The sequence below is a fragment of the Pseudomonas sp. PNPG3 genome, from assembly GCF_023093815.1.
GTDB lineage: Bacteria > Pseudomonadota > Gammaproteobacteria > Pseudomonadales > Pseudomonadaceae > Aquipseudomonas > Aquipseudomonas asiatica.
In genome coordinates this window covers 1-266 of the sequence record NZ_JALLKV010000239.1, presented here as the reverse complement: position 1 = coordinate 266, position 266 = coordinate 1, and the positions used below count along the sequence as shown (strand labels likewise).

Below are 266 nucleotides of genomic sequence, written 5' to 3'. Positions count from 1 at the left end.
CCTCCAGAAGAAGGCCAAGATCATCTTGGCCTACTACAACGGTGACGATCCGCTGAAGAAGAAGGTAGCCTCTACGCTGCTGGAGTCCTTCTTGTTCTACTCTGGCTTCTATCTGCCGATGTACTTCTCTTCGCGCGCGAAGCTGACCAATACCGCCGATATCATCCGCTTGATCATCCGCGATGAGGCCGTGCACGGCTATTACATTGGCTACAAGTTCCAGCAGGAATACAAGAAGCTCGATGAAAAGCGCCAAGAAGAATTGA

At 51.1% G+C, this 266-nt stretch carries 1 protein-coding gene; it reads left to right on the top strand.

Annotated features, from left to right (window positions below; genetic code table 11):
• Nucleotides 1-266: ribonucleotide-diphosphate reductase subunit beta (locus MJ643_RS30880; protein WP_247727336.1), on the top strand; the 266-nt coding region annotated here is incomplete at both ends.